A 22827-nucleotide genomic window follows, 5' to 3' on the forward strand; every position below is an offset into this window, starting at 1 on the left:
CGATGTCGATGTTTGGATTTCACTATCGTCTCGAACGCAAGTCGGTCGGCCTCGTGCTGATGATCGTCGGTGTCGCCTCGATCGGCGGCCTGTTCGAAATCGCGCCGCTGTTCACCATCCACCAGACGGTGGAGGATGCACCGAACATGCGCGTCTACACGCCGCTCGAACTCGCGGGCCGCAACATCTACATCCGCGAGGGCTGCTATGCCTGCCACTCGCAGATGATCCGTACCCTGCGGGACGAGGTCGAGCGCTACGGTCATTATTCGCTCGCGGTCGAATCCAAGTACGACCACCCGATGCTGTGGGGATCGAAGCGCACCGGCCCGGACCTTGCACGCATCGGCGGCAAGTATTCCGACGAATGGCAGGTCGCCCATCTCAACAACCCGCGCGACGTGGTGCCGGAATCCGTGATGCCGGCCTACGCCTGGCTGTCGCGCACCGAACTGCGGACCGATGATCTCAGCGCCCATTTGAAAGCGCAGCGCACCGTCGGCGTTCCCTATACCGACGACATGATCGCCAATGCCGCGGCCGACGCCTATGGGCAGGCCTCGCCGGATTCGAACGACGCCGAGGGCGTGACCAAGCGCTACGGCAAGGACACCAACGTCCGGGCTTTCGACGGCAAACCCAATCAACTGACCGAGATGGATGCGCTCGTTGCCTATCTGCAGATTCTCGGCCGCCTGACCGACGTCACCGAGAAGCCGGTCGCTGACGCGGGAGGAAGGCCATGAACCTCGATCACAGCTCCCTTGTCTGGTTCTCGAAATCCTACGGGCTGTTCTATCTGCTGGCGCTGTCGGCAGCCGTCCTCGTCTACGCTTACTGGCCATCGAACAAGAAAAAGTTCGAGCACGCGGGCCGCGCCATCCTCGAGGATGACGACGACCGCCCCGCCAAGACTTCGGAGAAGGGTTAAACGATCATGGGCGACCATTTCATCCGCGACCCTCATACCGGGCATCTCTCCACCGGCCATGAATGGAACGGCATCACCGAGCTGAACACGCCGGTGCCGCGCATCATCTATTTCTTCCTGATCGCGACCGCGCTTTTCTCTCTCGGCTACTGGGTGCTGATGCCGACCTGGCCGGTCGGCACCACCTACACCAAGGGATTGCTCGGCGACGATGTCCGCGCCGATGTCGTCCAGTCGGTGAAGCAGGCCGCGCTCGATCGCTCCCATTGGACCAAGCAAATCGAGAGCAAGAGCTTTGCCGAAATCCAGAAGGATCCGCGCTTGATGGAAGTGGTGCGCGAATCCGGCCGGGCCCTGTTCGGCGACAATTGCGCCGCCTGTCACGGACGCGAAGCCAAGGGCAACAAAGGTTATCCCAACCTCACCACGCAATCCTGGCTGTGGGGCGGAAGCCCCGAGGAGATCGCCCAGACCATCCGCGTCGGCATCAATTCCGCTCATCCGGACAGCCGCAGTTCGCAGATGCCCGCGTTCGGGCGTGACGGCATCCTGAAACGCGCCGACATCGACAATGTCGTTGCGTTCGTCCGTAGCCTGTCCCATCCCGGCGACAAAACCATTCCCGCTGACAAGATCGCAGCCGGGAAGGAAGTTTTCGCCGCAAATTGTGTCGCCTGCCACGGCGAGAACGCCAAGGGCAGCCATGAGGCCGGCGCGCCCGACCTGACCGACGCGTTCTGGATTTACGGCGGCGACGCGCAAACGATTACCGATACCGTCTGGGCCGGCCGGCAGGGCCACATGCCGACATGGGAAGGCCGGCTCTCGGATGTCGACCGCAAGATTCTCGCGCTTTACATCACCGACCTGCGGAGTCCGAACCCATGAGCACCGGCATGTCACTTGGACAATCTCCTGGACGGTCTCCTGGACGGTCTCTTGGCCGCCGCGGCCGTCTGACGATGTGGGTCATCGCAGCCGCGATCATTCTCGTCTTCGCCGTCGCGAACTGGCATTTTGTGTATGTCGCCGTGACATCGCAACCGGATTGCGTATCCCATCTGAGACTTGGCAACGGTAACGCCGCGCAAGGTAACTTCAGCGCCGCGCAATCGTCCTGCACGCCGAAATAAACGAGGGCTGATATGGTCGTCATTCCGGTCGTTGTACCGCCACTGCCACACGAAAACCGCTGGGCTCGCAATCTGCCGCCTGCGACCGCACTGAAGTGGCTCGCGCAGGGCTGGCAGGATTTCTGCACCGTGCCCGGCCCGAGCATCGCTTACGGCATACTGATTTTTCTGTTGTCGTTCGCGATCATCGACGGCCTGTTCCTGTTCGGCCGGGACTACATCCTGTTTCCCGCGCTTGCGGGATTCATGGTGATTGGCCCGCTGCTCGCGATCGGGACTTACGCCAAGAGCCGGCAGATCGCGCGCGGCGAGCCCGTCAGCCTGATGCAGATGATTTTCGTCCGGCCCGCCGCGGGAGCGCAGCTCCTGTTCACCGGCGTGCTGCTGTGCCTTTTGATGCTGGTCTGGATGCGCGCCGCCGTCATCGTCTATGCGCTGTTCTTCGGGCTGCTGCCCTTCCCGGGCCTCGACCACGTCGCCGCGATGCTGTTCTCGACGCCGGTCGGATGGGCGATGCTGATCGTCGGCAGCGCGGTGGGCGCATTGTTCGCGTCCTTCTCCTTTGCCATCAGCGCGTTCTCGATTCCCATGCAACTCGAACAGCGCGTCGATGCGCTGACCGCGATGGGAACGAGCTTCGCACTCGTCGGCAAGAACCTGCCGGTGATGCTGACCTGGGGCGCGATCGTGCTGGGACTGTTCCTCTTGTCCCTCGCCACGGGCCTGCTCGGTTTGATCATTGTGTTTCCGGTGCTCGGGCACGGCACCTGGCACGCCTATGAGGCGATGAAAGCTGCCCCGGCTGCCGCGAAGGCAAGCTGACCTGAATTGCCCGGCGGCACTGTCGCCGGATCGTGAAAGCCCTTCGCGCTGAACCCGGCGCGGAGGGAATGCTGGAGAAGCCGATGACGTGTTGCACCTCCGCCGGAGGCATCGCGCTGACCGTCGCGAACGACATCAACAAGGACGGCGAAGTCCTGCTGGCGAGCCGGCTTGTCGGCGACGGCATCCGCCAGACCGATCTCTCCGTCCCTTCCATTCACTGCGGCGCCTGCATCCGTAACATCGAAACCGCATTGGTCGCCCTGCCCGGTGTCGAGACCGCGCGCGTCAATCTCTCGACCAAGCGCGCGACCATCCGCTGGCACGACGGCGCGCCGCCGCCTTTCATCGAGACACTGCGCCGCGCAGGCTACGAGGCGCATGTTTACGACGCGGGCGCGGAGGTGAAGGACACCGCCTTCAGCGAACTCATTCGCGCGCTGGCTGTTGCAGGCTTCGCCGCAAGCAACATCATGCTGCTGTCGGTGTCGGTCTGGTCCGGCGCCGATCCCGCAACGCGCGACCTGTTCCATGCGATCTCCGCCGCCATCGCGCTGCCCACGCTCGCCTATTCCGGCCGCGTGTTCTTCCGTTCGGCATGGCGCGCGCTGCGCCACGGCCGCACCAACATGGACGTACCGATCTCGATCGGCGTGCTGCTTGCCTTCGGCATGAGCATGTACGAGACCGCGACCCATGGCTCGCATGCCTATTTCGATGCGTCGGTCACGCTGCTGTTCTTCCTGCTGATCGGCCGCACGCTCGACCATCTGATGCGGGAAAAGGCCCGCACGGCGATCAAGGGCCTTGCCAACCTTGCATCGCGCGGCGCGCTGGTGCTGCAAGGCGATGGCAGCCGCGTCTACATGCCGGTCAACGAGATCGCCGTGGGCATGACGATCCTGCTTGCCGCTGGTGAGCGCGTCCCTGTCGATGCGCAAGTTCTTGCCGGGCATTCCGATATCGACAGCGCGCTGTTGAGCGGCGAAAGCGCGCCGCTTGCGGCCGCGCCGGGGACATCCTTGCAGGCTGGCGTGCTGAACCTCACCGGGCCGCTGACGCTCATCGCCACGGCTGCGGCGAAGGATTCGGCGCTCGCCGACATGATGCGCCTGATGGAGGCGGCGGAGACGGGCCGCTCGCACTATCGCCGGATCGCCGATCGCGCCTCGCAACTTTATGCGCCGGTCGTACACGCGACGGCATTCCTCACCTTCATCGGCTGGATGATCGCCACCGGCGACCTTCACCGCGCCGTCACCATTGCGATCGCGGTGCTGATCATCACCTGCCCCTGCGCGCTCGGCCTCGCGGTGCCGATGGTGCAGGTGATGGCGGCCCGCCGCCTGTTCGAGAACGGCATCCTGCTCAAGGACGGCGGCGCGCTGGAGCGGCTCGCGGAGATCGACGCCATCGTGTTCGACAAGACCGGCACGCTGACCTCCGGCATGCCGCGCCTCATCGATCCCGCCGCCATCGATGCCGAGGCATTGCAAATCGCCGCCGCCATCGCGGGCCACTCCCGTCACCCCTATTCGCGCGCCATTGAAGCTGCCTGCGCCTCCCCCATGCACACCATCGAGCCGGATGCCATCACCGAGCATCCGGGCTGCGGGCTGGAAGCGCGGATCGGCCCGCATCTTTATCGCCTCGGCCGCGCCAATTGGGCGCTGTCCGATTCCGCCACCGACGGCGCCGGACTTGTGCTCGCGAAAGACGGCACAGCGCTCGCGCGCTTCCAGTTCGAGGATCGCCTGCGCGCCGGCACGCACGACGCACTCGCCACCCTCAGGCGAAATTTCGATATCGAAATTCTGTCGGGAGACCATGACGCCGCCGTGGGCCGGATCGCGCGCGAACTCGATCTTCGGTATTCCGCCGGGATGCTGCCTGCCGGCAAGGTGGCCCGCATCCGCGACATCGAGACAAGCGGCCGCAAGGTCCTGATGGTCGGCGACGGATTGAACGACGCGCCCGCGCTCGCGGCCGCCCACGCGTCAATGGCGCCCGCGACCGCAGCCGATATCGGGCGCAACGCCGCCGACCTTGTATTCCTGCACGAAAATCTGGACGCCGTGCCGCAGGCCATCGGCATCGCGCGCGACGCCGCGAAGCTCGTCCGGCAGAACCTTGTCCTTGCGGTCGGCTACAATCTGATCGCGGTGCCGGTCGCGATCATGGGATATGTGACACCTCTGGTCGCGGCGATTGCGATGTCGTCATCCTCGATCATCGTCATTGCCAACGCGCTGCGACTTGGCGGCCGTCGCGGGCGAACCACACCCGAAACCACCGCAACGAAGCCCCTTCCCCTGAATATCGTGGAGCATGCGTGATGGACGATTTTCTGTTTCTCGTTCCTGTCGCGCTGCTGCTCGGCCTTGCAGGCCTCGGCGCCTTCATGTGGGCGCTTGGCAACGGGCAGTATGACGACCTCAACGGCGCGGCCGAGCGCATCCTGCTCGACGACAAGGACGTGCCGCTGTAGGCGCGGCAAACATCGTGATTTTTATGAAGAATGGCGCTCCCTAGGGGAAACACCAAGCAACATAGCAGACCATTGAAATTATTGCATTATTACGGCAGCCGATAAGCCATGTGTAGCATCATATGGCAGTAGGATCTAGGCCCCTTTAATTACAAACGTACGGACGTCAAAAATTACATTACCATTTGGCGTTTCATTTGCTTTGATTTCGGCGGTCACATGCACTTCTTTTATTTAGATGAAACGGGCTGCACCGGCGCAGATTTGACTAACGCTGAGCAACCAATTCTCGTCATCGGCGGCTTAAGTGTTACTGATGAAGGTTGGCGAAAGACCACCGATGCTGTGAACTCAGCATTCTCCAATTTTTTTCACGGCACCGTTCCGGAGGGGTTCGAGCTTCATGCTCACGAGCTGGCGTCCGCAAGTGGTCCGTTTACTGGCCGAACTCGAGAGGAGCGCAATAAATTCGCCCACGTTCTTCTCGATCTAGTTGCTGAGCGGAAACATGCAATTCACATAGTCGCTATAGACAAGCCTAAGTTACTGGCGTCCACATTGCAAAATGACCACGCTGCGATCAATTGCAAAATTCCCTATCTTCTGGGCTTCAACTATCTCATCACCTACATTGAAAAGTATGTACGTGGGCAGTTGGGGGTAACTGCTCGGGGAATGATTATCCTGGACCATAAAGAGATGTTTCAATCTGAGATTGATCGTCTAACTAATTATAGAAGATATCAGGTGCCGCAGGTTAGGCAGCTCAAGCGAATTGTTGAATTCAGCTATCCCGTTGATTCAACCAGGCACCCATTAATCCAAATATCTGATCTAATAATATTTCTAACCCGAAAGTTTTTAGAATGCGAAGCGGGTTATCGAGAACATTGGCCTATTGAGGCAAAGCAATTTTTTGCTGCTTGCTACGAAAAAATACACAAGCGGGTTTATCGAACAACGTTAGTCGAATCTCTCGGGGCCGAAGAAGAGAATGCTCACGCCATTCTGTCTGAGTGCCAAGCCAGTCACCGGGATCGATGGCGACAGCGATACGGCCTTAAAGAGTGATTGCGTCGGTAACATTCGACTAGTACATGATGCTCCCGCCTAGCTTCCGGTAGCCATCAATATTTTAAGAAGCCGACGAAACTCGCGATCACTATCGTCATTTTTCCATCTATTCAAAAACCTGCAAACAACTTGCAAATTCCCGATCGCATAGTGACCACTACTATCGATTCTATCTAAAGAACATCGGAGCTCATCGTCTGCTTCAGCTTCATCATAATGGAGAAACAAGCCAGATAAAGCACACCGGCCCTTTTGTCTGTCGATCAATTCATCGATGTGAGCTGAGAGCTTGTCGAAGTCCAGGCACAGGTCTTTTTTCTTTATAGTTCTTTCTATTGTTTGGCCGTTTGCCTGTTTAGTCGTTCGTTCCGCCATTTTAGCCATGCGTGAAACGGCTTCAGCACGACCACGCTGGACCACCCGAATCTCGGATCGTGTCCTACCCGCCGCGTCTAGGATCAATGCGTGCTCTTGCACTGTGATACGCCGCACACCGGGCTGAAAATAGCCGCGACGGCTCCCACCACTCTCCAAGTATACTCCCGTACCCGACTTAAACGGCACACCAATATCAAAACGAAAATATTGAAGAATTTCGCATTGAAATCTGCCTTGATGAGACTCGTCCTCTTTAACATCGCCGATAATTCCACATCCAAAATAAACAGGGACCTGGCGCCCTCGGCTTTTCTTTCGACCGCGGTAATAGATGAATTGTTCTCCCGGCTGAATAAGCTTTCTGTACTGTCGAGGAAACTGGTAGAGCATCCCAGTCTCATTGGCATATTTTATTCCCGATTCAGTGAATTCATTCTCTGCGAGAACCAGCGGCATTAGCTACCTCGACGCCCTGCGACAACGATCTAAGCTTGATAGCGACCAAAAGTTGGATATCTTTCATAGTGAACAGAATAGTTTCTCAAAATCTCGAGCGACTTTTCTCTGTTCTTATCCAACTTAAAAGGCAGATCACGGTGTATTTTAGCAAGCGGCGTTTTGCCGAGCCTTTGGTCGATCTCAATCTTCTCTCTGATTGAAAGGTCCGGAACCGAGATACTTCTGATATCCGTCCAACTGGAAGAGAAAAATGGCCAGCTCGACAACCGTGTTCGCTCGAAAAATTCATTTTCGCCCACTGTCGGTAGAATAATCGCCGTCACAGTAAGCATCTGATGACCGTCAGAATATTTATTGATCACAAGCGGAACGATGCGTGACCGTGGACGACCTGACATCCCATCAACCGCCGAATTCCTCACCGCCTCTAATAGAAGCCTAGGCAAGCCGTCTTGGTTCATATCCCCCACCCCAAAACCTGCCGGCATTCGCTGCCCCATTTGGTTAGAAAGTCTCTCGAAAGCTTCAGCTCTAATTTGTCCCAGCACGTCAGAATTCACTTCTTCCTCATCTTCCGACTCAGCGGGCTGTAATGGACGTCCCATCAAAGTTTTTATATCGGCGTTAAGTGTGATTTTGACGATATCGTAATCCGACATCTGCGTTATCAGTGACTGAAACTCAGTCAGCTGACTTCCACGCTTGTTTGCCTTAGCGTAATCGAGCCAAACAATAAAATTGGGATATCCGACGCTTGCACAAAGCTGACCAAAGTCAGTTATGAAGTCCTCGCTAGATTCAGGTAAACACTCAATCCAAGATAGAGGCTTATTAAATAACTGCCTTCCGTATGTTGTTTTATCTTTTTCAATACAGAAAAGGCGCCTTATGCCGAGCTTGTAATGCGCGAGTTTAAGGTCTTCGAGAAATCTTCCTCCCATTGAAGCATAGCAATACCGGGACATATTCTGGCCCGCTACTCCAGGCTTCAACATTCCTAGCAGCTCGAAAAACAATTCGCGCTCTATGAACTTGTTCAGGCGAAGATGATACGGAACGTTTTCGCCACTCATTTGCGCTTCCCAGCCTCTGCATGTACCCGATCAAAGCACATCGCACCAACATCAGATGCTGACACGTCGGGTGTTCCATAAAGATACCGAGAGACGGTTCTTACGCGAGAAATCGGACGCGCAAATACGATACGTTTGTTTGTTGACTCTGACTTAGGTAGCGGAAGATCTGGCCTCCACTCTCGGACGTCACCATACTCAGACATCCGAGGCACTCGCTCTAATTTTTCCGGAGGAACATCCGCGATCATGTCATGGATCGCCACAGGGCTCGTTGCATCGAAAAACTCGTTTGTTGCCGCCTCATTGCCTTTCCACTTATTCGTGAAAGTAGTGTACTTCTTCAACGCAACGGCGATTAGTTCCAGCACTGCAAGGTAGACATCTGATCCCGTATCAAGCCCGTGCTTGGTAGTTGTAAGAGGCAACTGAGCTGTATCTTTGCTCTTAAAAAATATGATTCCAGAAATGCAAATGAACTGATTGTGGAACGAAGGCACCCCACGCGTCCCCCAACCGACCAATCTGGATTTGTCTTTATACAAAACCACTCTGTCGTTGCAGGCGACCGAAATTCCCGCCTCGTCTCGCGAGCGCGGGCGTAAATTTTCCCCCTCGACTTCGTTTTCTTTGGCAAGGGGGCGATAGAATCCGATCATCGCCTCAACTTGAACATCTCCAATTTTTGCTTCCAGAACATATGGGCTTATTATTGGATTATCTTTTTTAGGAATCCTGTTTGGAAATAGGAGAGAAAAATCTGATGCCTCGACCCGTGAACCATTTACTGTAACTTCGAATCCCTTATCGAGAATGAAGGAAAAAAAGGAAGATATCCGCTTCTTCAGATCGTTAAGAAACGACGAGGCATCGGGATCAAACTCAGTTTGAACTGACTTCAATAGTTTCGAAATTCTGATAGCTGTACCCGGTTCCGATAGAGAGACCTCTGGCTCTGTAACGGGTAAGAGCCAGTCCGTATCGTTGGCCATCCATGCCGCATTGATTGGTACCGAAAAACTTGTTTCAGAATTCCGTGTTGTAATTACGCAGTCGCGCCCCATCTTGAAGATGGCCCGCTTCATACCAACTCCATAAACACCTATCGATTCAATATCTTCTTTAACTTCGTCCGATTCGCGCCCAATGCGAAAAGCATATGGTACTCGAGCTTCCGGTATCCCCCCGCAATTATCTCGGATTTCAAAAACATCTTTCGTTGCTGTAATAGAAGCGTAGAAGCCAGCGTACGGCTTTTGCTTACGGCTACCCTTAGTTGATCTGAGTATGCCGTCGATGCAGTTATCCAAGAGATCAAGAATTGCGTCTGCGAGCTCAATATCGCGAGTAAGCATCTCCACAAAAAACTTTTTCGTAGGGGATGCTGAAACTGGTTTGCGTGCCATTGGATTTTAGCCCCTTCTTAGCCCGCCATAAGCTAGACGAACTCTACTCGTCGTTGCAACGACCGGTAGAATCTGAGTATTTGAGAGAATGACTCAGAAAACTGGGTTCATTATCAGCTCGCGGTCAGATCCAGGCATGCTTTCTCACAAGGGCTTCGATGCCATCCGAAAAGACGCCAGTTATTGATTATCTTTGGGACCTCCTTCTGGAAGAAGGAGCAGGCAGGCGCGTTGTTGATAGAGACGACGTCGTTAAAGCCATCGTGCACTGCAACGCAAAATTCGGCCTAAAGTTATCAACCGGTAATCCAGCTAACTTTATGAAGGACGTGGTTCGAGGTGATAAAGCCAGCGATCACTGGCCGCCACGTCTGACTACAATGAAAATCGGCGCTCGTCAGCGTCCGAGCGGACGACGTGTTTTCGAGTTTGTCGATTTTTTAGAAGGACAATTCGAGGCATTCCCTAACAAGTACATGCCGAGCACTCACTTAGTGCCCGTGCCTGTGGAGGCAGTAAGTCTTTCACTCGCGAAGCGAAGCCTCGGTCGGCAGGATGAATCCTGGTTAGTTCAGGTCGCTGTGGAGCTTCGGTTGATTCAGATGCACTTGGCGATAAATTCCGCGCAAAAGGTTGTCGAGGTGGGGCACCTGCAAACGGGCGTTAAATTAGGCTCATCGGAAATCGATAGCTTATTCTTGGCACACCTTCGAGATGAAGATGGCAATGCCACTAAGGCGCTCATAACTTGCGAAGCGAAACAAGAAGGCCAACGCATTCTTGATCATCAGATCGTCGAACAGATAGTCGCAGCCAGTCGATCCGTTCGACTTGCCGGGCTTGATATTGATCTCATTATTCCCTTAGCAATAAAAGCCATGGAGCAAAGTCGCGTGTATATAGTCGAGTTTGCGCCTTGGACACTAGCGATGTCTGACCTTCCGGAAGATCAGCTACCTGAATTAAAGTTGGCTTCTGAGGCGCTTTACACGCTTATGCCGCCCGTACCGGGAATCGGTCATAAGAATAAGAAAACCTCACGTCGAGCACATCAAGCGCCGGCCGAAAAAAGCTGACTTTCAATCTCTGCTTGGCTCCGTTTCTTGACGCCGCTCTTTTTGTTGCGTTTCCCAATAGGTGATGACACTCCCCAATATCGAGCCGCTTCCGCCATATCGAGTCTCAACAATTCTGGATCACCAAGCGCAATTATAGATTTCGGACGGGTCGGCCGAATTCCTAGAGCACGGATGATCGACTTCGCTACGTACATGGCAAGCAATGGAGGGACGGCATTCCCGATCTGTCTAGCACCATGCCATTTAGTCTGGTGCAACCGAAACCAATCTGGGAAGCTATGGAGCCGCGCCATTTCCCTTACCGTGATGCAACGCGCAAAGTCATAGTGCAAAGGTCGTGGGCTCGTAAACGCGCCTCTTGATGCATCGGTACCAGCCCGTAACGTATTCGACACTCCCCCACGATGAAGTTTGAAGAACCTTGAAATTGGTTCGACTTCGCCGCCGGGCGTCGCTCTGAACCTCCGTCGACTGATGTCGGTGTGCTCCGTTCTAAGGCTGGAGGTTAACAGTAAGGGGCGCCAGTCCCGCGCATATCCATAGTAGTAGCTATCGTTATCTAACCCGTGCAATTTTCTTGCGTAGGCGGAACGAACTTGGGGCCATCTACGAAGGGAAACCGAATCGCCGAACGAAAGTTCTTCAAAATCCTCTGCATTTGGCAAATCCGCTAATGCATCCTCGCATGTGGGACCTTCGGGCAGCCCAACAACTTTCTTGGAAAAGCCAGCGGCTCGGGTCAATTCGCTAGGATATTCGGGTAGCTTTTGGCCTCGCCGAGCCCCCATCAAAATTAGCCGCTCTCGATTCTGCGGAACTCCGAACGAAGAAGCGTTTAAAACCTTCCAGGGTAGCCGAATGGAATAACCAGCCTGCGTGAACGCACAGATAAGTTCATCGAGAAACTCCCGATGTCGCCCAATGGTGAGACCCTTCACGTTCTCAAATACAAAATATCGAGCCTTGAGCTCCGTAACGATGCGTACAAAGTCCCTCACCAAGGAGTTGCGAGGATCTTCAAGGGCTCTTTGCCCTATCAAGCTAAAACCTTGGCAGGGCGCTCCACCAAAAACTACGTCAACCGGCCGAGTACCAATCCCCGCTATTCGCCTAATATCGGCACCAGTCAATTCCGAAACGGATCGCGGAATGGTCGCACACTTTGGAAAATTGAATTCGTGGACCGAGGCATGTATGGGATCAATTTCGACAGCGGCAACTATATCAAAGCCTGCCTGCTCGAATCCAAGAGACATCCCTCCCGCACCAGCGAAGAGATCAATTCCCAACGGCCTTGCCATGCTATTTCCCCTTAAGTGAGAAGAGCATTAGCCGATTTGAAATGCCAAGTCGATCGAAATCACTCAATCATCCAAAAAAATCATTAGGCGTTCCGATAATTCCTCTAGATTTTTCAGTTCGCACTGCCAAACCACAAGTGCCCTCCAGCCTAGAGACTTCAGCTGGACGAGCCGTTCCGCATCCCGCTCTCGGTTCCTTGCCAATTTCATTTCCCAAAAGTCGACCCTTGATTTCGGTGGTCGTCCTTTGGAACACCCATGCCCATGCCAGAAGCACCCATGGATGAAGATTGCTTTCTTCCGAGATGGAAAGACCATGTCAGGTTTTCCAGGAAGCTCAGAAGGATGCAACCGATAGCGGTAACCGGCCCGATGAAGCAACCGGCGCACCACCAGCTCCGGACCAGTATTTTTGGCTCGGACCGCTTGCATGATTCTGCGTCGTTGTTCGGGGGTGCGAGTATCAGCCACCGCAGCTCTCGGTGAATGGAATACCTCATATAGATAGTTATTTGAGGCGACCAAAAAAGGCCTAGCGCCAGTCAGGGCGTGGCGAACATTTGGCACCAAACTTCGGTTCCAAACGCTAGTGACTCGAATCAAGCGTCATTATGCCCCGGACAAAGTTTAGAAGGTCTACATGTGATACCAGTTGGAGGCGGCGAGTTATCGGTGGGGTCATAAATGCGAGACGCCACATCGCGCATCGGTTTTCGGATTCTCCCCCCGTACCCCTCAGCGAACTTGGCCCTGCTGGCTTCTCATAGCGAACAGCATAACTGCTCAAGGCTAGCACCGGCGCATATGTTCCGAAATCCTCCTGAAATTTGCGCTCCAGAAGTATCTGATTTTGCTGGTTCGAACGCATCGTATCTGAGTGTTCCGTAATCATTGCTTTTCGGACTCGCGGGATTCAGAATCATCTTCGTTGCTCCTTCGAGGAAACGAAAATGCACTCGCGCTCCTTCCTGCAAAAACATGTCGCCCTCTACATCCGGGTTAGTACCGACGATCAGCACACCAGCAACCAACGGCGGGAGCTTGAGGCAGTCGCAGAGCGGCACGGCTGGCTCGTGGTGGCCATCTATGAGGATGCAGGCATATCGGGAGCCAAGGGGCGCGACCACCGGCCCGGCCTTGATGGACTCATGAAGGCCGTCGCCCGGCGTGAGGTGAACATGGTGGCAGCATGGTCGGTTGATCGCCTAGGCCGCTCCCTAACAGACCTGCTGGACGTGCTGAAGGACCTTCATGCCAAAGGCGTTGACCTGTTCTTGCATCAGCAGGGTCTCGACACGTCCACCCCATCAGGCCGCGCCATGTTTCAGATGCTTGGGGTGTTCGCTGAGTTCGAGCGCTCCATGATCCGCGAGAGGGTTATCGCCGGTCTTGCCAGAGCCAAGGCAGACGGCACCAAGCTCGGACGGCCCAGCATAGAGGCGACAGGTGCAGGCAAGGCAGACACCATCCGCACCTTGCTCAGTGAGGGGGTCGGGGTGCGCCGCATTGCTCGTGACCTTGAGGTAGGTGTGGGGACAGTGCTGCGGATCAGGGACGGCAAGGCATCTCGCCATGCTTGTCAGATGAACACCTAACGCCCGCGAAGACACTAAACTTCCACCACGAAAGCAGGGTTAAAACTCAAGACGGCATGCACTCGCTTTTCAACATCTGATATTGAAAAATGACCTTTTGAACTCCATATCGCAGGTAATTTTGCGATTAGGCATACCGTGGAGCAGGGACCATTGAGTGACAATTCGCCCGACAAAGTTCGAGTTTTTATTTCGATATTTAAAAAGTACAGCAGAACCAATTTCGGGATTCGTATCCATTGGTTTGGAGAAATTATTTTTGCGGCTGGTTGGTTTGGCAATCAAAAGGTGAATGCGCAGATGATTGCTCTGGATTGCGCACTTTCTGCAATCGAGTTGGCGGATGCCTCCGTTAGGGTCGAAGCAATATTCCGCACAGAATATATACGACAACGGCTGGATATGGCCCGCTCTCGAAGGTTGGCCCAACAAGCAGGCATCCCCAAAAAGCCGATGCAGGAGGATGAGGCTCGGTGGCAAAGCGTTGCGTTTCGTGTTGTCGAAGCCGATGTCGGAATTCGTATGGCACTCAACGAGGAGGAAAATCAGGAGCTTTCTCTGATTGATCGGAAGTTGGATGATCTGCTTTTTGATGATCGCGCATTTCGTTTCTCTACCACTCCGATTGAGCCAACAATTGTTTTACCCGAGTTAGATTCTCCGCATGGCATATAACTCAAAGCCGAAACGGCGATTGTCGGACCGCGTAAAGAATCTTGCCCTGTCAAAATTTGCCCAGGACCGATGCGCAATTCTCGGCTGCCGTAATCCCACCATGCGGGCGGCTGGCATCGGACTCGCGGCCTTCCATTGCCGTAAGCACGTCGAGCACAAGGCCCGGCACGGATCGCATTGGCATGGGACGTACAGTGCCGCCGAACTCAAGCCGTATATTTCCGCTGCCACCTCATACGTTGGACTCCGGGCGAAATCCGATCGGTTCATCAAACAGGCGCTCAACGACATTGCGTTGCTCCTTGAAGAAGCTGGCCCCACGGAGATTGCCACGCGATTGAAAGGCATGTCGGCCACGAGACGGGCGCGGATCGCCTTGGCGCGGCTTCGTGTCACGGGCGTCAAGCCGGAGCGGTTCGTCGCCATCGTGCTGGCCGTCACGGCGCTGATTGAGGAGGACCCCGGCTCACACCGGACCAAAGAGTTTCGCATGGTCCAAATCGCAAAGGCCCTGCATCGTTTAGCGAGCGGCTACCATCGCGTTTGGGAGCTTCAAGACCAGAAAAAAGGCCGTTCCCAAAAGATCGAACTCCATGCCTTTCCCCGCTCGTCTGGACCGGTTCTGAGATTGATCGGCAGGGCCGCCGAGCAGCCGTGCGAATGGGTGGTGGAAAAACACCTCTCCGCCGTTCTCGCCCTGAAGGTGAAACGATACGGACGCCATCCCGCACTGAGGACGGCAGGCCTCGGATAATTTAAAGCGGATGCCTCTCGCTCGTCATATCAGGTTGCCGCAATACGGTACGCACATGTTGGGGCATGAGCCCGGTCACTTCGAGCACGGATGCTTGGGACAATGACTCAAACCAAACAGCACATGCGGTTCGATCCACAGTTGCGGGCGAGGACACCGGAGCTAATGGAAGCGGTCAAACACTTCACACGGCATCTGCTCGCGAAGGAATCCAAACTCGGTCTCCGCTCCCGCGCCCGTAAGGATCACGACCGGCGCAAATTCGCTCTCGCCGTCGAGGCCGTGGTCTGCAATCTGCTCCTGCTTGGCCTCATTGACGCCGATGCTGCGCTCGCTGCTCCGCTCGGCAGTGACCTGATGTGGGGAACGAGCCGTTATCGCAGTCCAGTCTACGGCGAGCACTTCCGCAGTTTGCTTGCTCTGATGGAGCGCTTGAAGCTCCTTAAACGCATCCAGAAGGGCTACCACTACTCAAAGACAGCCAAAGCCCCGTCCCTTTTCAAAACAGCCACCGGGTTCGGGAAGTACTTTCCCATCGTGGCAACCGAGTCCTTCCGCCGTGAGCAGGAGCCGGAGGTCCTCATCCTAAAAAAGAGTAAGGACGACGACGATAAGGCGGCCTTGGTGAATTACCGCGACAGCCAGAAAACACGGCGGCTCCGCAATCAAGTCAAGCGGCTCAACGATTTCCTCCTCAAAGCCGACATTGAACTGGCAGGCGCTCGCTCCTCGGCCCGGCTCGGCGACGATGGCGAGATCATCGCAACCTATCGGCGGACGGTTCGCAGGACGTTTAACAACGAGAGTTGGCAACAGGGCGGCAGGCTCGCGGGCGGGTTTTGGATGACAATGCCGCGTAAAGATCGCTTCCGGCGGGTACGCATTGGCGGCAAGCCGGTGGCGGACGTGGACTACCAGCAACTCTTTCCCCGTCTCGCCTATGCCCGTGCTCAAGCACCGCAGCCGACCGGAGACCTTTACGATGTAACGGGAGACGGTACCGGACGCGATGGCTGGAAGCTGCTCCTCAATGCTCTACTATTCACACGAGGGACCTTGAAGCGTTGGCCGCGCGAGTGCAGCAAACTTTTTCCCGGCATGAAGCTCCGGCAGGCTGTGGCACTCCTAGAACAAAAGCACCAGCCGGTTGCCCCTCTGTTCGGAACCGGCGTGGGCTTCCAGTTGATGTTCATGGAAAGCGAGATGCTGATTACCGTGGTCACGCATCTTTTTGAAAAGGGCGTCGTGGCGTTGCCGCTCCATGATGCCGTGCTCGTGGCGAAACCGCACGCCAAAACCGCCAAGACCGCGATGGAGGATGTGTTTCGCCTTCACACCGGGCAGCCTCGCGCGTTTGTAAAGGTGGAATTTAGCCCCGTAAAATAGGCATTTCCGCCCTTAAGCCTCCTCTAGTGTACTAGGAGGAGAAACCAAATTGGGTTGCCTTAAAGAAGTAACCTTAGGCTCCACCTCTACGGTGATGATGGAGTAAGCAGCACCTATCACAGACCACCTCAAAGGCAGCCCATTCAAGGATGCAGGGATGGTGAGTAGGCCTAACATCATCGTCTCCTCTAAGGACCTCTCAGCCCTCCATCATGTGTCCTTCAAGGAGAGCCGGGAGAAGGTAGAGGCCGAACGGATCATCACCACCTCAGCGGCTATCCTCTACGGCCCCCTCTGAGGCCACACCAAGGCCCTCTAAGGAGCACCGTCAAGAAGGAGAGAGAACAAGCGGGATCGTCACCCCCGCAAAGGAAGCCTTCAAAGACTGGCATAGCGTGCGCCTCAACGGCGGCCTTATTTCATGCTCGAAGTGACCGGGCAGACATCGGGCGAAATTCGGCTACGAGCCTACATACTGTTAGCGGGACTTCTTGCCTTCATCGAATAAGGCCCGAATCGGCGCGTCCAGCGCCTGAGCCACATGCCAGAGGCTTACGATGGTCGCGTTCCGGCTTCCCTGTTCAAGCCCGCTTATATAGGCCCGGTCCACACCGACGAGATCGGCAAGCTCCGCCTGCGTGATTCCCGCCGCTACTCGCAGCCTCTTTACGTTGCTTCCCACCAATCGCCGCACGTCCTCAGACATGGGCTTAAAGCGACAACTTGTTGCAATCTAATGCGACGCATTATAGTGCACATCTATTGCAGCATTTGGATAGCCTTGGAGCAACTGATGCCTAAAATTATTCTCGATTGCCGAACCGTCAGCCTCTCATACGACCAGATGGTGAGCCTCCGAAAATCGGGTCATCTCAATCTTGGAATTGACAACAACTTGGCAGCACAAATCTCGGCCGCACGGGTTGGCTCCAAGAAAACAACTGCCTCAGCGGCACATACGTTCTGGCGCCTCGTTGCTCTCAGCGTTGCAGCTTATGGAAGCTACCTGTCATTCACTTCGCATTGGTGGTGGTTCATCGTTGGCATTATCGGTGCCATCGTCATCAGCAAGGCGAACCAACAAGGAAACACTGAGAACGTGCTGGATGCCGCGATGATTGATCCCGACTTTTACGAACGTGTCAGGAAGATCAGCGGATGGCAGTATCAGATTGATGAAGCAACTGCTGCTCCATACAGATTGAGCGCCAACCGAAATGACCAATCTGTTCGCGGCTCCCGAGATATTCCGCAATCGGAGGTGGACCGACTCAACAAAAACATGCCTCAAATATTGGACGCTTATACAAGTCTCATAAAAAAACATTCCGGGGAAATTATCGATTCATCTTGGCTTCCGGTAAACAAGAAGCAGATGATTGAAATATTCAAATATATGTGGGTTAGCGCAAAAACGGATGAGCACCGTGACGCTGTTGAGAGTCTGTGGTCGGCTCTTTCATTCTTTCAAGATGGCGTAGGACCAACTCCGATTACACCACCTCTTGAGAACGTTAAAAATACGCCGATTGAGGAAATGGGAGAAGCGCTCGGCAAATACTTACCTTGGTCGGACCTTGTTTCCTCCGATATGCAGGCTATTCGGCGCGAACGCGAGGCATTCAAAAATGAAACCGCACATCTGCATTGAGTAAGAAGCGGACCGCTCAGCGCGTTCGCCAAGTTAGCCTCGATAGGTCTATCGGGGCCTTTACGTCATCCATCGCCTTCGCCAGCGGCTTCAACGAGAAACCTCTACCATACGAACGGCCAACGCCACCGGCACCGCTGTGACCTGTAAGAGCGTCGTGCGTTTCCTCCTCGATGCCCGCGTCACGGGTCATCCGTTTGAAGGTATGCCGGAAGGAATGGAAGACCTTAGTAGTCTCCTCTACACTGCACGCCGAGCGCAGATACCGGCCAAACCACTTCGACCATGCCGATGAGCGCGTCCGCTCACCCTCTGCCTTAACCTCAGGCCATAGTGGGTCCTCCAAGCTGGCACCGCCCTTTAGGAGTGACTCCCTGTATTTCAACAGGCCGATCCGTTTAAGCTCACGATGGAGCGGTACATGCCGGATAGACGAACTGGTTTTCGTCGAACGTCCACCCGTGCGCCCGATGTCGAAGTACCATCGCCGTGTATCTTCATCCTGCCGAAGATCGCATATCCGCAACTGAGCGATTTCATCGAGGCGCATACCGGATAGCAAACCGATCAGCGGAAACCAGAAGGCCGCTTCGCCACTGCCACCGGCAGGCCTTTCATTCTTCGCGTAAACCGGCGACGTGAATATTGCCTTGAGGTCGGACTTCTCGAAATGCTTACGCTGCGTCTCGTGATTATCGATGGAAAACCGGATGGCTTTGCCAAACGGATTCACGAAGCTCGGTACTTTGTCGAGAAATCCCTCACGCTCTGCCCGCGAGGTGATCCCGCCAAGAACCTGCATAATCTTATTCACGGTGGCTGCTGACCGCGGCTTGAATCCCGTAAGGTCCCGCTTTAGCAACTCCCGCAAAGGCAATTTTCGAAGAGTGCGCGGTAATGACGCTGGCACCTTGGCAACAGCATCACGAAACTCTCGGGCTTTCTCGCGGGTAATTTCGCCAAGCCGCAAATCACCGTGGAGCTCCTGGAAATATCGGACGGCTTGCTCTGCCTCTGTCACGGTGTTGGCATTGGGCTTCTTGGCATTGTGGGCCAAACCACCGGCAGCCCACGACGACAGCGCCTCGGAGAGCTTAGGCCCCAACTCGTCGCTGGACCGCTCAGCCACTACCGGAGTCGGAATGATCTCGCCACGCTGGCGCTTACCCATCGCATCATAGGCCCGCACATGAGCTTCAAGGACCACCAGTGCAGCCTTTTGAAACTCCGGCGACGATTTACTAAGGTAGATGCCACGCCGTTTCAGCGCGATGTTGGTCTCAGGATAGACAATCTTCGGGTCTCGCCGGGCATATGCAGCGCGAAACTCGTCCTCAAACACCGGCAGCAATTCACCGTAGGCATAAGCATGATCGTCAGACATTCCCATCTGGAAACTTAGCGGCACGTCTACGAGGTGCGGCCATTGGGCTCGTTCCTCTGGCGTTTGAAGATGCCGCCTGTCATCACCTTCCGTCCGCTCGGCTTCATCGTCCGAGAGAAGGCCCGCAAAGACATCATCACCAAGTTGCTTGAGATCGAAGACTACCGGCTGCACCGCGACGGCGGGAGGAGCGAGCGCGTTCACGGCAGCGTCGAACAACTGGGTCGCCTTCAAAGCCTCCTGATGGTCACGCGTCTTTGCCTCCTTCAGGTCCTTCGTTGAGAGGGATCGAACAAGCTCGCGCTTAAAGCAATGCGTTTTCGGGTTGATGAGATCCGCAAATGTATCGCGCATATGAGCGGGTACGGGCTTCCCGGCCAGCGCCTCAGGCAGCCTCTTGCGAAACTCGTAGGTCCCTGACACCCGTCGCTGCATGTAACTCAAAGCCGCCATTGTGGACCACCTTTGTGGGCTACGGTTGTGTAGCAAGGCGGCCTCTCTAAGCTTATGATTGCTTAGAGTTTTCAGCTTTTCAATGGCTTAGAAATTTTTGGCGCTCCCTAGGGGAATCGAACCCCTGTTTCAGCCTTGAGAGGGCCGCGTCCTAACCGCTAGACGAAGGGAGCGTTGGGGCAAGGGATAGCCGCCACGGGCGCAAATCGCAAGGTGCGAAACCAGGCAATAAACCTTAAGGCTCGGTCGCGAACCGCGCCCGGCCCAGCAATTTGAAGGTTTTGGCATCATAAGTGCGGATTTCGGTGGCCCCGCCGATATCCAGCGTCACCGCGATCCGGTCCTCCAGCGCCGCCGTGGAGACGATCCGGCTGCCCCTGGGCACCATGATCGTGGCTTCGGTGGCCGCTTTAGTCGCACCTTCACCACGAAACAGCTTGTAGCCGATGGCGATGAATACCGCCCCGATCCCGAGAGCCGTGGTCAGGCCCGCGATCAGCATCAGGCGCTTGAGCCGCGCCATCATGGCGGCCTGTTCAGGCGTCAGTTCGGCAGCTACATGTTCAGTCATGCAAGGGTCTTCTTCAAATCACCAGGGTGCGGAAAGTACCGGCGAACGCCGCATTATCACAGCCGGGGCTGCGGGCAAATCGCCAGGCCAATCGCAGCGGCTCGACCGCGTGCTCGCCGAGCAGGTCGAGGACCTCTCGCGCACCCGGCTAAAGGCCCTGATCGTGGCCGGCCATGTCAGCATCGGCGGCGCCCCGGTTCAGGACCCCGCCTATCAGGTCAAGGCGGACGAGACGATCATCGTCGAGGTTCCACCTGCCGTCGCCCCCGAGCCGGAAGGCGAAAACATTCCGCTCAATATCGTCTACGAAGATGACGACCTCCTCGTGCTCAACAAGCCGAAGGGACTCGTGGTGCATCCAGCGGCAGGGCATGAGACCGGCACGCTGGTCAACGCTCTCATTGCCCATTGCGGCACAAGCCTTTCCGGCATCGGCGGCGTCAAACGCCCCGGCATCGTGCACCGGCTCGACAAGGACACCACCGGGCTGATGGTGGTGGCGAAGAACGATCGCGCGCACCAGTCGCTCACGGCGCAGTTCGCTGACCACGGCCGCACTGGAGCGCTGCGGCGCGGCTACATGGCATTCGTCTGGGGAGCACCCTCACGGTCGCACGGGACCATCGACCAACCGATCGACCGCCATCCCTTCGCACGGGAGAAAATGGCGGTCCGGCAAGGCGGCCGGCACGCCGTCACTCATTGGGAGATGCTTGAGAGCTTCGAGGGGCGGGACGGCAAGCCGCTCGCCGCCCTGCTCGCCTGCCAGCTCGAGACCGGGCGGACCCATCAGATCCGGGTCCATCTCGGCCATGCGGGCCACCCCTTGATCGGCGACGACGTCTATGGTTCGGGCTTCCGCACCAAAGCCAACCAGTTAGGCACTCCGGCAAAAACGGCGGTGGCGGCTCTGGGCAGACAGGCCCTCCATGCCTATCTCCTCCAGATCGAACACCCGGCCACAGGAGAAATAATGGACTGGCAGTCGGGGTTGCCGGAGGATTTGGTTCTCTTGCAGAGCGCCCTGCGCGCGGCGCCTTGACGCAGATCGATTGAAAAAGCTCCAAGGTTACATACATTTAACAGGCGTCACGGCTTCGTGACCCCGTTTTGTTCTTCCCCTTTTCGCTCCCCTCGGGTATGCTGCACCTGCGTGACGGAGATGTCCCGTCGCGGAACATTGCAGCTCCGCTGGCTTTGACAAAGCAGCAGCCTGCCTGGCCCGCCGATGTCGGGGGCCTGAACAACGGAGGGCGCACCCACATGGCCCGGACAGCCACTCTGCCGGTTCTCAACGGAGAATCCGGTCTTTCCCACTACCTCGCCGAAATCCGCAAATTCCCGATGCTTGAACCGCAGGAGGAATACATGCTCGCCAAGCGTTGGCGCGAGCATGACGACCGGGATGCGGCGCATAGACTCGTGACCAGCCATCTGCGGCTCGTGGCGAAAATTGCCATGGGCTATCGCGGCTACGGCCTGCCGATCTCCGAGGTCGTCTCGGAAGGCAATGTCGGCCTGATGCAGGCGGTGAAGCGCTTCGAGCCTGAAAAGGGATTCCGCCTCGCCACCTACGCGATGTGGTGGATCAAGGCGTCGATCCAGGAATACATCCTGCGTTCGTGGTCGCTCGTGAAGATGGGCACCACCGCGAACCAGAAGAAGCTGTTCTTCAACCTGCGCAAGGCCAAGAGCAAGATCTCGGCGCTGGAAGAAGGCGACATGCGTGAGGATCAGGTCAAGCTGATCGCCAAGCGTCTCGGCGTGACCGAGCGCGACGTGATCGACATGAACCGCCGCCTCGGCGGCGATGCCTCGCTCAACGCGCCGATCCGCGACGACGGCGAGCCCGGCGAATGGCAGGACTGGCTGGTCGATACCTCGCCCAACCAGGAAGCCATCATGGCGGAAAGCGAGGAATATGATCACCGCCGCAACGCGCTGACCGGCGCGATGGGCGTACTCAACCCGCGCGAGCGCCGCATTTTCGAAGCGCGACGTCTGGCCGAAGAGCCGATGACGCTCGAGGATCTTGCCGCGGAGTTCGGCGTCTCGCGCGAGCGCGTGCGCCAGATCGAGGTCCGCGCCTTCGAGAAGGTGCAGGCTGCGGTCAAGAGCACCGTGGCGCGCCAGGAGCAGGCAGCCCTTGAGGCCGCCTACTGAGGCACTCGCTTCGCTATCGAATAGAGATGAAAGCCGGCGGAAACGCCGGCT

At 56.3% G+C, this 22827-nt stretch carries 24 protein-coding genes and 1 tRNA gene; 16 read left to right on the forward strand and 9 right to left on the reverse strand.

Translation table 11 applies throughout. From position 1 onward, the window contains the following. Positions 1 to 8 precede the first annotated feature (8 nt). From ccoO to AC1RNA_RS00345, 8 genes are all read left to right on the forward strand, one after another. The gene (gene ccoO / locus AC1RNA_RS00310; RefSeq protein WP_492951151.1) at positions 9 to 746 is read left to right on the forward strand and encodes a cytochrome-c oxidase, cbb3-type subunit II; all 738 of its coding nucleotides are present in this window, start codon (positions 9 to 11) and stop codon (positions 744 to 746) included. Next, entirely contained in the window at positions 743 to 931 is a 189-nt protein-coding gene (locus tag AC1RNA_RS00315; protein ID WP_009340010.1) for a cbb3-type cytochrome c oxidase subunit 3, read from the forward strand. Before ccoO ends, AC1RNA_RS00315 begins: the two co-directional genes overlap by 4 nt. A gap of 6 nt (positions 932 to 937) precedes the next feature. Then, positions 938 to 1819, forward strand: coding sequence for a cytochrome-c oxidase, cbb3-type subunit III (ccoP, locus tag AC1RNA_RS00320; protein ID WP_009340009.1), 882 nt, complete (start codon positions 938 to 940; stop codon positions 1817 to 1819). A 74-nt stretch (positions 1820 to 1893) separates the two neighbouring features. Beyond that, positions 1894 to 2064 carry a hypothetical protein gene (locus AC1RNA_RS00325; RefSeq protein ID WP_245258176.1) on the forward strand — a complete coding sequence of 57 codons (171 nt, stop codon included), beginning with the start codon at positions 1894 to 1896 and terminating at the stop codon, positions 2062 to 2064. 12 nt (positions 2065 to 2076) lie between these two features. Next, the gene (locus AC1RNA_RS00330) at positions 2077 to 2886 is read left to right on the forward strand and encodes a DUF2189 domain-containing protein (RefSeq protein ID WP_009340007.1); all 810 of its coding nucleotides are present in this window, start codon (positions 2077 to 2079) and stop codon (positions 2884 to 2886) included. Positions 2887 to 2969: 83 nt separating this feature from the next. Beyond that, entirely contained in the window at positions 2970 to 5222 is a 2253-nt protein-coding gene (locus AC1RNA_RS00335) for a heavy metal translocating P-type ATPase (RefSeq protein ID WP_492949841.1), read from the forward strand. After that, positions 5222 to 5374 carry a cbb3-type cytochrome oxidase assembly protein CcoS gene (gene ccoS / locus AC1RNA_RS00340; protein ID WP_009340005.1) on the forward strand — a complete coding sequence of 51 codons (153 nt, stop codon included), beginning with the start codon at positions 5222 to 5224 and terminating at the stop codon, positions 5372 to 5374. The genes AC1RNA_RS00335 and ccoS overlap by 1 nt, the downstream gene beginning before the upstream one ends. A gap of 219 nt (positions 5375 to 5593) precedes the next feature. Continuing rightward, the gene (locus AC1RNA_RS00345) at positions 5594 to 6445 is read left to right on the forward strand and encodes a DUF3800 domain-containing protein (protein ID WP_492949842.1); all 852 of its coding nucleotides are present in this window, start codon (positions 5594 to 5596) and stop codon (positions 6443 to 6445) included. A 39-nt stretch (positions 6446 to 6484) separates the two neighbouring features. On the opposite strand, the gene AC1RNA_RS00350 is transcribed toward AC1RNA_RS00345, so the two are convergent. Genes AC1RNA_RS00350 through AC1RNA_RS00360 form a run of 3 tightly spaced genes read right to left on the reverse strand, consistent with a single transcriptional unit; the run spans position 6485 to position 9764 of the window. After that, the gene (locus tag AC1RNA_RS00350; protein WP_492949843.1) at positions 6485 to 7282 is read right to left on the reverse strand and encodes a hypothetical protein; all 798 of its coding nucleotides are present in this window, start codon (positions 7280 to 7282) and stop codon (positions 6485 to 6487) included. A gap of 29 nt (positions 7283 to 7311) precedes the next feature. Further along, positions 7312 to 8358, reverse strand: coding sequence for an O-methyltransferase (locus AC1RNA_RS00355; RefSeq protein ID WP_492949844.1), 1047 nt, complete (start codon positions 8356 to 8358; stop codon positions 7312 to 7314). Next, the gene (locus tag AC1RNA_RS00360) at positions 8355 to 9764 is read right to left on the reverse strand and encodes an ATP-binding protein (RefSeq protein ID WP_492949845.1); all 1410 of its coding nucleotides are present in this window, start codon (positions 9762 to 9764) and stop codon (positions 8355 to 8357) included. Before AC1RNA_RS00360 ends, AC1RNA_RS00355 begins: the two co-directional genes overlap by 4 nt. A 158-nt stretch (positions 9765 to 9922) precedes the next feature. Here AC1RNA_RS00360 and AC1RNA_RS00365 point away from each other — a divergent pair, with 158 nt between their 5' ends. After that, the gene (locus AC1RNA_RS00365; protein ID WP_492949846.1) at positions 9923 to 10840 is read left to right on the forward strand and encodes a hypothetical protein; all 918 of its coding nucleotides are present in this window, start codon (positions 9923 to 9925) and stop codon (positions 10838 to 10840) included. Here AC1RNA_RS00365 and AC1RNA_RS00370 read toward each other — a convergent pair. After that, entirely contained in the window at positions 10816 to 12144 is a 1329-nt protein-coding gene (locus AC1RNA_RS00370) for a DNA cytosine methyltransferase (protein WP_492949847.1), read from the reverse strand. The two genes, AC1RNA_RS00365 and AC1RNA_RS00370, sit on opposite strands and share 25 nt — an antisense overlap. A gap of 63 nt (positions 12145 to 12207) precedes the next feature. Continuing rightward, positions 12208 to 12711 (reverse strand): very short patch repair endonuclease, encoded by a 504-nt coding sequence (locus tag AC1RNA_RS00375; protein ID WP_492949848.1) that lies wholly within the window; start codon positions 12709 to 12711, stop codon positions 12208 to 12210. A gap of 383 nt (positions 12712 to 13094) precedes the next feature. Between AC1RNA_RS00375 and AC1RNA_RS00380 the strand changes: the two genes are divergently transcribed. From AC1RNA_RS00380 to AC1RNA_RS00395, 4 genes are all read left to right on the forward strand, one after another. Beyond that, positions 13095 to 13739, forward strand: coding sequence for a recombinase family protein (locus tag AC1RNA_RS00380; protein WP_492949849.1), 645 nt, complete (start codon positions 13095 to 13097; stop codon positions 13737 to 13739). Between the two features lie 153 nt (positions 13740 to 13892). After that, on the forward strand, positions 13893 to 14414 hold the full coding sequence (locus AC1RNA_RS00385; RefSeq protein WP_492949850.1) for a hypothetical protein: 522 nt from the start codon (positions 13893 to 13895) through the stop codon (positions 14412 to 14414). Then, a complete protein-coding gene (locus AC1RNA_RS00390) occupies positions 14404 to 15168 on the forward strand; it encodes a hypothetical protein (protein WP_492949851.1) in 765 nt (254 codons plus the stop codon). Before AC1RNA_RS00385 ends, AC1RNA_RS00390 begins: the two co-directional genes overlap by 11 nt. A gap of 102 nt (positions 15169 to 15270) precedes the next feature. Continuing rightward, positions 15271 to 16554: a hypothetical protein gene (locus tag AC1RNA_RS00395; RefSeq protein ID WP_492949852.1), complete on the forward strand. Its 1284-nt coding sequence runs from the start codon at positions 15271 to 15273 to the stop codon at positions 16552 to 16554. Positions 16555 to 17032: 478 nt separating this feature from the next. Here the strand turns inward: AC1RNA_RS00395 and AC1RNA_RS00400 are convergent, their stop codons facing one another. Further along, positions 17033 to 17260: a helix-turn-helix domain-containing protein gene (locus AC1RNA_RS00400; RefSeq protein ID WP_492949853.1), complete on the reverse strand. Its 228-nt coding sequence runs from the start codon at positions 17258 to 17260 to the stop codon at positions 17033 to 17035. 87 nt (positions 17261 to 17347) lie between these two features. On the opposite strand from AC1RNA_RS00400, the gene AC1RNA_RS00405 reads away from it, so the two are divergent. Then, positions 17348 to 18205 carry a hypothetical protein gene (locus AC1RNA_RS00405; protein ID WP_492949854.1) on the forward strand — a complete coding sequence of 286 codons (858 nt, stop codon included), beginning with the start codon at positions 17348 to 17350 and terminating at the stop codon, positions 18203 to 18205. Positions 18206 to 18221: 16 nt separating this feature from the next. On the opposite strand, the gene AC1RNA_RS00410 is transcribed toward AC1RNA_RS00405, so the two are convergent. From AC1RNA_RS00410 to AC1RNA_RS00420, 3 genes are all read right to left on the reverse strand, one after another. Next, positions 18222 to 20042, reverse strand: coding sequence for a DUF6538 domain-containing protein (locus AC1RNA_RS00410; protein WP_492949855.1), 1821 nt, complete (start codon positions 20040 to 20042; stop codon positions 18222 to 18224). A 98-nt stretch (positions 20043 to 20140) separates the two neighbouring features. After that, positions 20141 to 20215, reverse strand: a tRNA-Glu gene (locus tag AC1RNA_RS00415). 62 nt (positions 20216 to 20277) lie between these two features. Beyond that, entirely contained in the window at positions 20278 to 20613 is a 336-nt protein-coding gene (locus AC1RNA_RS00420; RefSeq protein WP_492949856.1) for a hypothetical protein, read from the reverse strand. On the opposite strand from AC1RNA_RS00420, the gene AC1RNA_RS00425 reads away from it, so the two are divergent. Then, positions 20612 to 21655 (forward strand): RluA family pseudouridine synthase, encoded by a 1044-nt coding sequence (locus AC1RNA_RS00425; RefSeq protein ID WP_492949857.1) that lies wholly within the window; start codon positions 20612 to 20614, stop codon positions 21653 to 21655. The two genes, AC1RNA_RS00420 and AC1RNA_RS00425, sit on opposite strands and share 2 nt — an antisense overlap. 221 nt (positions 21656 to 21876) lie before the next feature. Continuing rightward, the gene (gene rpoH / locus AC1RNA_RS00430; protein ID WP_009339983.1) at positions 21877 to 22776 is read left to right on the forward strand and encodes an RNA polymerase sigma factor RpoH; all 900 of its coding nucleotides are present in this window, start codon (positions 21877 to 21879) and stop codon (positions 22774 to 22776) included. Positions 22777 to 22827 lie beyond the last annotated feature (51 nt).

It is taken from the genome of Afipia sp. GW821-FHT14H12 (assembly GCF_058803465.1).